This window comes from Rhodococcus sp. USK13, assembly GCF_018343855.1.
GTDB classification, from domain to species: domain Bacteria; phylum Actinomycetota; class Actinomycetes; order Mycobacteriales; family Mycobacteriaceae; genus Rhodococcus_F; species Rhodococcus_F oxybenzonivorans.
Window position 1 is genome coordinate 675498 of sequence record NZ_CP069242.1, and the last position, 12454, is coordinate 687951.

Annotated in this window: 11 protein-coding genes; 7 read left to right on the forward strand and 4 right to left on the reverse strand. The window is 64.0% G+C overall.

Going from position 1 to position 12454, the window contains the following annotated elements:
• From JQT59_RS05895 to JQT59_RS05905, 3 genes are all read right to left on the reverse strand, one after another.
• Positions 1-1167, reverse strand: a complete 1167-nt coding sequence (locus JQT59_RS05895) for an ABC transporter ATP-binding protein (protein WP_213575326.1) — start codon at positions 1165-1167, stop codon at positions 1-3.
• Positions 1164-1952: an SDR family NAD(P)-dependent oxidoreductase gene (locus tag JQT59_RS05900; RefSeq protein ID WP_213575329.1), complete on the reverse strand. Its 789-nt coding sequence runs from the start codon at positions 1950-1952 to the stop codon at positions 1164-1166. The genes JQT59_RS05895 and JQT59_RS05900 overlap by 4 nt, the downstream gene beginning before the upstream one ends.
• A 465-nt stretch (positions 1953-2417) precedes the next feature.
• Positions 2418-3740: an FAD-dependent oxidoreductase gene (locus JQT59_RS05905; protein WP_213575331.1), complete on the reverse strand. Its 1323-nt coding sequence runs from the start codon at positions 3738-3740 to the stop codon at positions 2418-2420.
• A gap of 246 nt (positions 3741-3986) precedes the next feature.
• On the opposite strand from JQT59_RS05905, the gene JQT59_RS05910 reads away from it, so the two are divergent.
• From JQT59_RS05910 to JQT59_RS05925, 4 genes are all read left to right on the forward strand, one after another.
• A complete protein-coding gene (locus JQT59_RS05910; RefSeq protein WP_213575333.1) occupies positions 3987-5021 on the forward strand; it encodes an ABC transporter substrate-binding protein in 1035 nt (344 codons plus the stop codon).
• A gap of 105 nt (positions 5022-5126) precedes the next feature.
• Complete coding sequence (locus tag JQT59_RS05915; RefSeq protein ID WP_213575335.1) at positions 5127-5915, forward strand: SDR family NAD(P)-dependent oxidoreductase; 789 nt, start codon at positions 5127-5129, stop codon at positions 5913-5915.
• A gap of 836 nt (positions 5916-6751) precedes the next feature.
• On the forward strand, positions 6752-7651 hold the full coding sequence (locus JQT59_RS05920) for a TIGR03619 family F420-dependent LLM class oxidoreductase (protein ID WP_213575337.1): 900 nt from the start codon (positions 6752-6754) through the stop codon (positions 7649-7651).
• Complete coding sequence (locus JQT59_RS05925; protein ID WP_213575339.1) at positions 7648-8133, forward strand: nuclear transport factor 2 family protein; 486 nt, start codon at positions 7648-7650, stop codon at positions 8131-8133. The genes JQT59_RS05920 and JQT59_RS05925 overlap by 4 nt, the downstream gene beginning before the upstream one ends.
• 54 nt (positions 8134-8187) lie before the next feature.
• Here JQT59_RS05925 and JQT59_RS05930 read toward each other — a convergent pair whose 3' ends face one another.
• Positions 8188-9660, reverse strand: a complete 1473-nt coding sequence (locus JQT59_RS05930; RefSeq protein WP_213575341.1) for an MFS transporter — start codon at positions 9658-9660, stop codon at positions 8188-8190.
• Between the two features lie 199 nt (positions 9661-9859).
• On the opposite strand from JQT59_RS05930, the gene JQT59_RS05935 reads away from it, so the two are divergent.
• The 3 genes from JQT59_RS05935 to JQT59_RS05945 are packed head-to-tail and all read left to right on the forward strand — an operon-like array spanning position 9860 to position 12424.
• A complete protein-coding gene (locus tag JQT59_RS05935; RefSeq protein WP_213575343.1) occupies positions 9860-10798 on the forward strand; it encodes a 3-oxoacyl-ACP reductase in 939 nt (312 codons plus the stop codon).
• 22 nt (positions 10799-10820) lie between these two features.
• Positions 10821-11564, forward strand: coding sequence for an SDR family NAD(P)-dependent oxidoreductase (locus JQT59_RS05940; protein WP_213575345.1), 744 nt, complete (start codon positions 10821-10823; stop codon positions 11562-11564).
• Positions 11565-11587: 23 nt separating this feature from the next.
• Positions 11588-12424: a mycofactocin-coupled SDR family oxidoreductase gene (locus JQT59_RS05945; protein WP_213575347.1), complete on the forward strand. Its 837-nt coding sequence runs from the start codon at positions 11588-11590 to the stop codon at positions 12422-12424.
• Positions 12425-12454 lie beyond the last annotated feature (30 nt).

Below are 12454 nucleotides of genomic sequence, written 5' to 3' on the forward strand. Positions count from 1 at the left end.
TCATGACGCGGTTCCTCCACTGCCTGCCGCGACCAGATCGGGCTCGGCGACTACAGAACCATTGGGTTCACCGTAAACCCGCAGGCTGTCGGGCGAGAAGCTGATCACCAACGGCGCACCGGGTGTCAGCTGACGCAACCGCGCTCCGTGGTCGGATGCCCGGGCCCGCAACGCCAACGGCTCGGTACCGGTCTTGACCGAGACGTCGAAGTATCGGCCGGCGTATTCGTAGTCGACGAGTTCGGCATGGAGGGGAACGTTGCCCACCGGGACGTCCTGTAACGATTCGTGCAGGAAAACGTCGTCCGGACGGAAGCGGGCGACTGCGCTGGTGCCCTCGTCGGCCCGGTCACGCACCACGGCGCCACCGAGATCGATGCCGTCACCTGCGTTGGTCTTCCAGCCTTCGTGGCCACGCTTGAGTTCGAGTCGATTGCCCATCCCGATGAAGGCGGCGACGTATTCGGACGCCGGCATCTCGAAGACACGTTCGGGAGCGTCATACTGTTCGATCCTGCCCGACTTCATGATTGCCAGACGATCGCCCAACGCGAAGGCCTCAGCCTGATCATGCGTCACGAAAACGGCTGTGAATCCGATCTTCTGGTGCAGCTGGTGGATCTGCGACCGCACCTGATCCCGGAGACGCGCATCGAGGTTGCTCAATGGTTCGTCGAACAACATCAAGTCCGGCTGGGCGACCAGTCCGCGGGCCACCGCGACCCGCTGCTGCTGACCACCACTGAGCTGGGAGGGGTACCGATCGAGCAGCGCGCCGCAATCGACCATGTCCGCAGCCGCTTCCACCGCTCCGCCGGAGATCGCCTTCTTGAGTTTGCGGACCTCGAGCGGGTACTTGATGTTGTCGCGAACGGTCATGTGCGGCCACAACGCATAGGACTGGAATACCATCCCGATATTGCGCTTGTGCGCGGGAACATCGACCTTGGTGCTCGCATCGAAGACCGTCTGGGTCCCGAATTCGATCGACCCACCTTGCGGGGTCTCGAGACCGGCCAGACAACGCAGGGTCGTGGTCTTGCCGCAACCGCTGGGTCCGAGCAGGACCAGGAACTCGCCTTCCTCGATGTCCAGGTCGAGTTCATCGACGACCACATTCGATCCGTAACTCTTGTTCAGACCGGAAACTTTGAATTGGGAGGTCATTTAGAGACGCTTTCTGTGAAGATCCTTGGTGTACGTACACCGGCGGCCTGACCACCGTCGATGATGAGGTCGGTCCCGGTGATGTAGGCGCTGTCATCGGTGGCGAGGAAGCGGATCGTCTTGGCCACCTCCTCCGAAGAACCTCGTCGCCGCATCGGGATGCTGCGCACGTAGGCGGTGGTGTCGTCCGCCGCGAAGTCCGGCACCGAAGTGATCTCGGTTTCGATGCTCCCTGGACACACCGCGTTGACACGGATTCCGCGGTCGGCCAATTCAAGGGCGGCAACCCTGGTCAGCGTCCGAACGCCGGACTTCGCGGCACCGTACGCCCCGAGTTCCGCGGTGGCCAAAACACCCCGCAGGGAGGCCAGGTTGACGATGGAACCGCCGTCGACCATGGCCTCGGCTGCGGCTTTGATCCCGAGGAATGTACCGATCAAGTTGAGGTCGAGCATCTTCCGAAAGCCGTCCAAAAATGTCTGTTGGAGCGGAGCCTTGATGGCCGCCCCCGCACTGTTGACCAAAACCCCGAGCACGTGCCCGTTGGCAGCTATCGCCGATGTGGCGGCAGCCCAGTCTTCTTCACTCGTCACGTCGAGATGGAGATAGTGGGCATCCGGACCCAAGGCATGTGCCCGCGCCTGTCCCGCAGCATCGTCGACATCGCTGAGATACACTGTTGCACCCTGTGCGGCAAAGAGTTCGGCGCTTGCTCCGCCGATACCACCGGATGCACCGGTCACCAATATGGTGCGTCCACGCAGTGACGTCGCCATGTCATCCATCGTCGTAATACCTTTCGGGTGTTGACCGGTGCTCAGCTCGGGAAGAGATTCGCCCATCCTTGGGAGTACTGACCGACCTTCTCAGGGCCAGGTCGGCGACCTGGCCGACGCGATGTCCTTCGCCCGGACAACTGGACCCGGGATATCGAGGAGGACTGCGGCGCCGCCGCTCAGCGCGGTCCGGCCTTCGCGGGCCACCAGCAAGTCCGCGAGCGCCTGCGCAGCATCCAGGTAGGGCCCACCCTCGTCATATCCGTATCCCTTCGAACCGAACGCGAGTTTTCAACGAACAACGGAGCAGGAACTGAACTGAACTAATGTCAGTTTGACACTATCGGCCAATCTTTGTGATGTCAATCACGAACGCCCCACTGAAGTAAATCTGCTTCGATTTTGTCAGAGATCGCAGTTGGCACGACTGAACGCGCCGCTCATTTCGGGTCAGAAATGAGCGAAGCCGCTCGGTCAGCACGCGGTGGTGGCTGCGGTCAGCCCGAAAACCAAGGCGGACGCGATCCCGCCGGCATATGCCCGATACCAGAGGCCGCCGGTGTCGGAGCCGGCGGCCAGCAATCCGGCGATCGGAGCGCCGTCCGCGCCCAGCACCCGCGCGTGATCATCGATCCGGATGCCATGGAACGGAAAGGTGATGGCAGGAGCAGCCTCGATGAAGTAGTACGGCCCCTCCGCCAGTGGCGCACGATCACGGGTACGGCTGGGTGAGAGATGATCACCGGCATCGGCGGCCCGGTTGAATTCCGCGACTGCCGCGGCGATGGCCTTGCCGTCGTATCCCCACTCCTCCGGTAGATATTCGAACTCGTCGAGATCTTCGGCCATACCGACCCTTCCACCTCGCCTGTTGGCGAGATCGAACTTGTCGAGAGCGATGGCGCCTTCGACGTAGGACGCCAACATCCAGTCGCGATGGACGCGTGCGTCCGCGATCAACAGCCCACGACTCTCAGGCTGATCAAGGAGAGCCATAGTCGTCAGATGGTCACCGAGCGTCTCGTCGACGAAGCGTTCGTTGTTCAGGTTGAACAGCAGTGCATGTTCGCTGTAGTAGAGCGACATGTCCACGAAGTCAGAGGGGTCGGCCAGTTCGACGCCACTGGGAATCAGGTGCCCGTAGAAGCCTGCGTCCTCAGATCCGGTCGAAGCACCGACAGCCGAGGCCAGCCGGTACCCGGCACCACAGCTGTTCGGGTTCGACCGGAGCTGCATCTTCCCGGCGTCGGGGTGCACGTGCTCGGCAAGAAGTTCTTTGTCGCCCTGGAATCCACCGGTCGCGAGCAATGTGTTGAGCGAGCGGATCTCGCGGATCACGCCATCGACGCGCACCGTCGCACCGACGACACCACGGTTCTCCACGAGCAGAGCCTCGGTATCCGCGCGGAGCATGAGTTCTCCCCCGGCTTCGATGACCATCCGCCGGCAGGTGTCGATGTAATGGTTGGTGTCGAACTTATGACCCTGACCACCGAAATCCAGGATGCGCTGGGCATCGTCGACGTCGATACCTACAGATCGGATCCACTCGATCCCGTCGGTGAAGCGATCAACCAGAGCTCGTTTGAGTGACTCGTCTCCACGTGGGTTCTCGGCGTTCATGATCTCGTACGTCGGCGCGGTCCAGGCATAGCCGGCAAACCGAGCGGATCCGCCGACGTCGCCGCTGACCTCGACCACGCATACCTTCTTGCCGTTGCGCGCAGAGTTGGCTGCGGCGGTCAGCCCGGCCATACCCGCACCGATAACCAGGAGGTCAAAAGCTCCGCTGAACATGATCTTCCTCACTTCCGGCGGCCGGGTCGACCGGGTCCTGCGACCCGACCAGCCACCACGATAGGGCCGTGACATGCAGCTTACGGCACTAGAACTGATTTCGGTTCAGTTAGATTTTCACGAACATGGGGACGTGTCAACGAACACCCCGGCAAAAGGAGAACCGCCAGTACACACACCACTTGCATTGTGTGCTGCATCACTCTATGTTGAACTGAATTGACTTCAGTCCAGGAAGGACCAGACATGAAACACAAGTGCATCCGCGCAGCGGTGACAGCGGCTGTTGCCGCCCTCACGCTGACCGCGTGCGGTAGCGGCTCGTCGGGTACATCCGAGCCGGTTTCGGGTTCCTGGGACGACGTGATCGCCGCGGCGAACGAGGAAGGCAAGGTGACGATCTATTCGACGCAGGCCGCACCGCGCCTCGCGGCACTCGAGACGGCATTCGAAGCCGCCTATCCGGCGATCGATCTCGAAGTCGTTCGTGGTGTCGACGCCGACCTACTGTCCAAGGTCGATGCCGAAAGCAAGTCCGGCAAAGGCATTGGAGACGTCGCCGTCATCACCGACGTCTCCTGGATGGATGCCAACAAAGACACCGACGCTGCGGGCAAGCTGATCGGTCCGAACTTCGACAACCCAGAATACGAGCGCGACACCAGCATCATTGCCGACCGCTTCTTCCTCGAGGGAGCAGTCCTCCTCGGATTCGGCTGGAACACGTCCTTGTTGCCGAGCGGTATCTCGACGCCTCAGGATTTCCTCGATCCGGCGCTGAAAGGCAAGATCGGCATCGTGAACCCCGCCACGTCGCCCACATACCTCGATTACTACTCACACATCGAAAAGTATTACGGCGGACGTAAAGTGCTGGAACAGATCGCAGACCAGAATCCGCGCATCTATCCCAGCAATCAGCCGCTTGCCCAGGCGATCGCCTCCGGTGAGATCTCCGCGGGGCTCATGGCAGACCCGATGCTGCCCAACAAGGAAGCCGGCGCGCCGGTCGAGTGGGCTGCCGGTGAGCATATCTGGGGTGCCAAGTGGTATGGGTTCGCACTGGGCACGTCGCCCCACCCGAATGCCGCACAAGTCCTTGCCAACTTCATGGTGAGCCAGCCGGGTCAGGCTGCCACCTCTGTCGGGTACAGCTCCGTGCTACCCGACATCGAAGGATCGTTGGCTCGCGCACAGGGTGTCCCCGACCAGAACGTCGAGGTGACCACTGGCGATGGTGCACAACGCTACCGCGATGAACTCGAGAAGACCTTCAGCTGAAGCTGCGCTCGCTCCCCCGCGTGCTGCTCTCACCACCGGCAACACGCGGGTTCGTGCGCCCAGGTCCCGAACTTCCAGGATCCGGCCCCAACCGAAAGAAAACTGATGACCGACAATCAATTCGCGGGAAAAATCGCCGTCGTAACCGGCGCCGGATCCGGCATCGGCGCAGCAACCGCCCGAGCGCTCGCCGATCGCGGTGCCCTCGCCGTCTATCTATGTGACGTGAACAAGGACGCAGCCGAGGCTGTAGCCGCCACAATCGACGTGGGACAGGCCATCAGCCTCGACGTCAGCGATTCGGCCGCGGTCGCCACCGCCTTCGGACTAGTCGTAGCGGCCCAGGGTCGGATCGACGTGGTGGTTCATGCCGCCGGCGTCGATGATCCGACGAGCAAGCAACGCATGTACGACGCCGCAGAGAAGGGCGAACCGATCGATATCCTCGCGCACCTCGAGGATGACGACTGGCGGCGAATCATGTCCATCAACCTCGACGGAACGTTCTTCGTTCTGCGTGAGGCCGTACGCGCAATGAAACCGATTGGAAGCGGAGCGATTGTGACGATCGGCTCGTCGACGGGCTTCGACACGCTCATCGGCTACCCGCACTATTCAGCATCCAAAGCCGGGGTCCACGCGCTGAGTCAGTCTGTGGCCAAGGAGGTTGCGCCATTCGGGATCCGCGTGAACACCGTAGCTCCCGGCCCGGTGGACACCGGCATGGCCAGCCGTACCCCGGCACATCTACGGGAGACGATGGCGAAGAGTGGCGCCCGCGGTTACGCAACACCAGAAGAGATTGCCGACAACATCCTCTATCTGGCGTCGGACGCTGCAGCCAATGTGGTCGGCGCGGTGCTGTTGAGCAACGGTGGTCGCTTCACGGTCTGAGAACATAACGACAGCAAACCCCACAGCCGTAACAGACCGTCCGGCTCGGCATTCTCCCATCGGAAGTTTCGCCATCACCACCGCAAATCGGGTCATCTGTCCGACCTACCCGCCCACCGAGACCATTTCATGATCGCCGAGGTCGCGTCGCCCGGCCGGATATCTGCGGTTCCTGGAAACAAGTGACTCGATGGCGAGCCTATTGACCCATGTCAGAGACGTTGCCGGATCGGTGCCTGTGCGCTCGCGCCAGAGAAGAAGCCATGAGCATATACGGCACCGATACGGTGAAGTTGCCCTCCTTCCGGGGGCCGGCGGGGTCTTCCGCGTCGCTGCGCTCGCATCGGCGATTTTCGGGGCAGCGACACGTCGGGAACTCTCGCCGGAGGACTTTACGCACGTCGACGACGTCTACACCTCGGGCATTCGAGCCGGTTGCCGCTGGGCAGCGGAGTGTCCGCTCGAGGAGCGTGTCCACACCGACCAGGAGGCGCGTATCCCTCGCGAGGGTGTCCTGTCGTCACAGCACACAACCGAGCCCCGCTTCACCCGCCGCGGCCTCGGAAAGATCTAGCGAAAACGGTTGCCGCGCAGAGCGGTCTGGGCCGATGGCGCATGCGTTTCGTCCTCTGTTACCTATGTGACTGATATGCACTCGAGTCTCGGCAACCCCGACGATGGCCCGCCTCGTTACTCGCCACACATGCGAATACCAACGGGGCACCGCGTCCGGTCACCGGGAATGCCTCGACCCCCGCGCCGGAAGCTCCACTACAACGGTGAGGACACCGATCCCCCGACAGGACCGATCCCCCTACAACGGAGTACCGAAGCAGATGCACATAGGAATCGCGCCGCCCATCGTCGTCCAGCATCCCGCCGTCGTAGCGGAGTGGGAGGCCGCCGCCGGGATCGAGGAATTGACGCGGATAGCCGAAACGGCGGACCGCCTCGGCTATCACCACCTCACCTGCAGTGAGCACGTGGCTGTGCCCATCGATGTTGCGGCCGAGCGCGGCGCCACGTACTGGGACCCGCTCGCCACCCTCGGCTTTCTCGCCGCACGGACGAGCAGCATCCGGCTCGCCACACAGGTCCTGGTGCTCGGTTATCACCACCCGCTCGAGATCGCCAAGCGGTACGGCACGCTCGACGCCGTCAGCGGGGGCCGCCTGGTTCTCGGTCTCGGCGTAGGCAGCCTGCGTGAGGAGTTCGCCCTGCTCGGCGCCCACTTCGACGACCGCGGACACCGGGCCGACGACGCCCTCGCCGCCTTGCGCGCGTCGCTGTCCCGTTCCCGGCCGGAGTATCACGGCGCCTTCTACGATTTCGAGGACGTGGTTGTGGAACCGCACGCCGTGCAACCACGGGTCCCGCTGTGGGTGGGCGGGCGCACGCTCCGCTCTCTGCGGCGCGCGGTCGCCTTCGGTGACGGCTGGGTCCCGTTCGGTCTGTCGCTCGACGAACTGTGCGCACTCCTCGGCAAGGTCGACCTACCCGGCGGCTTCGAGGTGGTTCTCAGCGCTGGGGCACCACTCGACCCGATCGGTAATCCCGATACCGTGCGCCGCGCCCTCGAACGACGCCGCGACGCCGGCACCACGATCGTCAGCACGACCCTCGCCTCCACCGGGGCCGGACATTACTGCGAGCAACTGGGCGCCCTCCGGCAGCTCGGCGACGAGCTCGGCCTCACTTTCCGAAGTTCTTCCCCCGACGACAGGACACATCCGTGACCGACTCCGAAAAACAACTTCTCCAGTCTCTCCTCGGACGGGTCGCCGTGCTCGAGGACAAGCTCGCGATCCTCGAATTGATGACCGCCTACGGTCCCGCCATCGACAGCGGCTCAGCCGAGGCGGTGGCCCGGCTGTGGACCGAGGACGGTGTGTACGACGTGGACACCGGCGTGCTGCGCGGACACGCAGCCATCACTGCGATGGTGCAGTCGCAGGCACACCAGGGCTGGATCGCCGGCGGTTGCGCGCACATGCTCGAGCCCGGACACATCCGGGTCGATGGGGACACCGCGGTGGCGACCTGTAAGTCCCAGTTGATCATTCGCGACGAAGACGGATTCCGTGTACACCGGATCACGGCCAACCGCTGGGAGCTCGCCAAGATCGACGGCGTGTGGAAGGTGACCCGCCGGACCAATCGGCTCCTCGACGGGCGTGAGGAGGCACGGGCCCTGCTCGCCGCCGGCGTCCTCAGCTGATCCAGACGACCGCGGGGCCCGCACATAGTGCGGGCCCCGCGGTCGGTGGCAGGGTCAGGCCACCATCTCGGACTTCGGTACCGCGACGTCAGTGGGACGGTCGATCCTGTTGCGGGTCAGCAGGAGTCCCATGATTCCGGCGAGCACACCCGCGACAGCGAGGGTGAAGAAGGCGTACACGAAACCCTGTTCCGGGAAGTGCGAGGCACGACCCACGAGCATCACTCCGGGGATCGCGAGGATGGTGATCATCACCTGGCTGCCGATCGCGCTGCCCAGCGAACCGGACAGATTGAGCATCCCGCCGGCGATACCCTGGGTCTCGGCGGGCACCGTGCGCATGATCAGGTTGGGGAGCGTCGCCGACGCGGAGCCCAGCCCGAGTCCGATGACCAACTGCCCGAACATCAGCTGAAGAGTCGAATCATGCAGCGTCGCAAGTAGGAATGACCCGAGGGCGAGCGCAAATCCGCCGAACACCAGAACCGGAGCCGGGCCGATGCGACGCGTGAAGTACCCGCCCACCGGTCCCGCGATCATCGACACCACGCCGGTGGGCACCGTGTAGATCGCGACGGCAAGTGCGGTCGCGCCGAATCCGTACCCCAGCCCCAGGTCGGGGTCGGTCATCACGAACATCGGGATCAGCATCGAGTGGCTGACCAGGACGAACTGGACGAAACCGCTGGCGGCCAACGTCTTCGCGACGGGCGGGTGCCGCAGCATCTGCAGATCGATGAGAGGTTCCTTCGGGGTGCGCTCGTAGACCAGCCAACCGGCCAGGACGGCGAGGCCCCCGCCGAGGAAGAGCAGCGTCTGCGGCGAGGTGTATCCCCAGGTGGACGCCTTACCGATACCGAACAGCAGCAGAAACGCCCCGGCTCCGAGAATGAGCGCCCCGAGTACGTCCAGCTTGGAGCGAGTCCGCAACGTGGTCTCGGGAACGAAGATTGCGACCGCAATCCCCACCACGGCCACGTGGAGCAGTTGCGCCCAGAACACCCCCGTATAACCGAAGTGATCGATGAGGTAGCCGCCGATGATGGGTCCGAGGATGGTGCTGGCGCCCATGCCGGTAGCGATGAATCCGACCGCCACGGGAATGATTGCGGGCGGCAGAATATCGCGGATCAAGCCGTAGGCCAGGACGAGAATGGCCATGCCCGCGCCCTGGAGCCCCCGGCCGACCAGGAAGAGTTCGAAGTTCGGGGCCAGAGCGCCCAGCAACGACCCGGCACCGAACACCGCGGCCGACACGAGCATCATCCGCTTCTTGCCGTAGATGTCACCGAGCTTGCCGACGAGCGGGGTGGAGGCGGCGAGCATGAGCGTGACGATGGTGATCACCCAGCCGACGTTCGCAGTTCCGAAGTGCTTCGAAATCTCGGGCAGTGCCGGGGTGACGAAGTTGTAGGCGAGGGGGATGACTTCGACCAGGAGAATGATCAAGGCCAGTAGGGCGTACGACTTCCCGCGCGAGAGCGGTGCGCGCTCCGCCTCGCCTGGGGACAGGGGAATGTGGTTCATATGAGGCTCCGGTGTTTCGAGAGGATCAGCACGCTCAACCTGGCATGCGCGTCAGTGACCTCGACCACAATTCCCACTGAGCGAGACCTCGCGGAAAGTAGAAATCATTCTTGTCAAAACTTCGCTTCGAGTAGTGACATGCGGTGCTCCCATACGTTAGAACTAGAATGAAATCTAATTTTCTACATGAGGAGTACGCATGACGGAATCGCTGAACCTGGCTGGACGCACTGCCGTCGTCACCGGCGCCGGTGCGGGACTGGGCCGCGCCGAAGCCCTCGCCCTCGCCGCGGCCGGGGCCGCCGTCGTCGTCAACGACATGGGCGACAATGCACACACCGTGGCGGAGGAGATCGCGACTGCCGGAGGTCAGGCGATTGCGGTCACGGGTGACGTCTCCGACTGGAGGCTGGGAGAACGCCTCGTCCAGGAAGCAGTTGGCACCTTCGGATCGATGGACATCCTCGTCAACAACGCCGGGATCCTTCGCGACAAGATGATCTTCAACCTGTCCGAATCCGACTGGGACGACGTGATTCGCGTTCACCTCAAAGGGCATGCCGCCACGTCGCGCGCGGCTTCGGTGCACTGGCGCGAAGCGAGCAAGACCGCCGGAGGCCCGGTGTATGGACGTGTGATCAACACGTCGTCCGAGGCCTTCCTCTTCGGTTCGGCCGGCCAACCCAATTATTCGGCGGCCAAGGCCGGGATCACCGCGCTCACCCTGTCGACGGCGCAGGGACTCTCGCGATATGGAGTGCGCGCCAACGCCATCTGCCCGCGCGCCCGGACTGCGATGACGGCCGACGCCTTCGGGGCGAATACCGCCGGCGACGCCGGACCCGATCCCCTCTCGCCCGAACGCGTCGCCACACTCGTCCACTACCTGGCCTCCCCCGCCTCGGGCGAGATCAACGGGCAGGTCTTCGTTGTCTACGGCAAGATGGTCGCCTTGATGGCGGCACCCAAGGTCGAGAATCGCTTCGATGCAGCGGGATCCGCCTTCTCACCCGAGGAGCTCGAAGGACTTCTGACTCCCTATTTCGCAGGCCGCGGACCGTACGAGAACTACGCCGCGTTCAGCGTGGCGGAGCTCGAGAAGGCGGCGCTGGCCACCGCCGCGACCGTAGGTGTCTGACCCGAACGCGCAAAGGAACACCATGAGACTGCAGGGCAAGACAGCAATCGTGACGGGCGGCGCGGGCGGGATCGGACGAGCCATCACCCGGGTCTTCGTCCGTGAGGGCGCCAACGTTCTCTTCGTGGACATCGACGACGAACGCGGCACGGCTCTCGAGAAGGAACTCGGCGCGGCCACCCGCTTCCTGAACGTCGACATCGCCCGGCGGGAGTCCGCCGACCAGATCCGCGACGCCGCAGTCGACGCGTTCGGGTCCGTGGATGTTCTGGTCAACAACGCGCACGCGTCGCGCCAGGCACTGCTGGTGGACCATACCCAAGACATGTTCGACCTTTCCTTCCAGACCGGGTTCTATCCCGTGGTGCACCTGATGCAAGCGTGCTACCCGCAACTGAAGTCGGCGAAAGGTTCGGTGATCAACTTTGCGTCCGGGTCCGGCCTGGACGGCATGCCCACCCAGACGTCGTACGCCGCGGCGAAGGAAGCGATCCGGGGCGTGAGCCGCGTGGCCGCCAACGAGTGGGCGGCCGACGGGATCCGAGTAAACGTGATCTGTCCGTTCGCGGCCACCGAAGGAGTCCTCGCGTGGCAGGCCGCGTTTCCCGAACGCGCGGCGGCCTCCGTGGCGAAGGTTCCCCTGCAGCGCATCGGCGACCCCGAGACGGACATCGCGCCCGTGGCGGTGTTCCTCGCTACCGACGATTCGCGGTACATGACCGGCCAGACATTGATGGCGGACGGCGGCAGCATCAAGCTGCGGTAGTACGTCCGGACAAGGAGAGAACGATGGATCGATTCGATGGCCGAGTCGCCCTGATCACCGGCGGAGCCCGCGGCCAGGGCCGTAGCCACGCGGTGGAGTTTGCCGAACGCGGCGCAGACATCGTCCTGTGCGATCGGTGTTCGGACAGCCCGGTGGTCGGCTACCCCCTCGCCACCGAGGCCGATCTCGACGAGACCGCGGAACTGGTGCGGTCGACCGGACGTCGCTGCATCACAGCGATACTGGATACCGCCGACCGAAGCGCCATGGACGCGCTCGTCGCACGAGCCGAATCCGAACTGGGACGAATCGACATTGCCGTGGCGAATGCCGGCGTGTCCGTGGCCGCACCCGTCCAGTCCCTCACCCAGGAGCAGTGGTCCGAGGCCATCGGTTCCAACCTGACCGGCGTCTTCAACACCGTCGGAGCGGTGGCCCCGGGGATGATCCGCCGGGGATACGGGCGCATCGTTACCGTCTCCTCCATGCTGGGGCGGGCCGGAAATGCCAACATGGCCGCCTACGCCGCATCCAAATGGGGCGTCATCGGACTTACCAAGAGTGCGGCGCTCGACCTCGCACCGCACGGGATCACCGTCAATGCGGTTGCCCCCGGCAATATCTCGACTCCCATGATCCACAACGATTCCCTGTACCGGATGATGCGGCCCGACCTCGACAATCCCGGATCCGACGATGTCGCACCGGTCTTCCGCAGCCTGCACGCCCAGCCCGTGGCGTGGCTCGACCCCGCCGAGATCACCCGCGTCGTCCTGTTCCTCACCGCGGAGGGCAGCGAACACATCAGCGGCATCGTCCTGCCCGTCGACGCCGGGAACGCAGCTCGCGTCACGGGTTGACCGCCGACGGCGCGACGGCACGCACGGCAC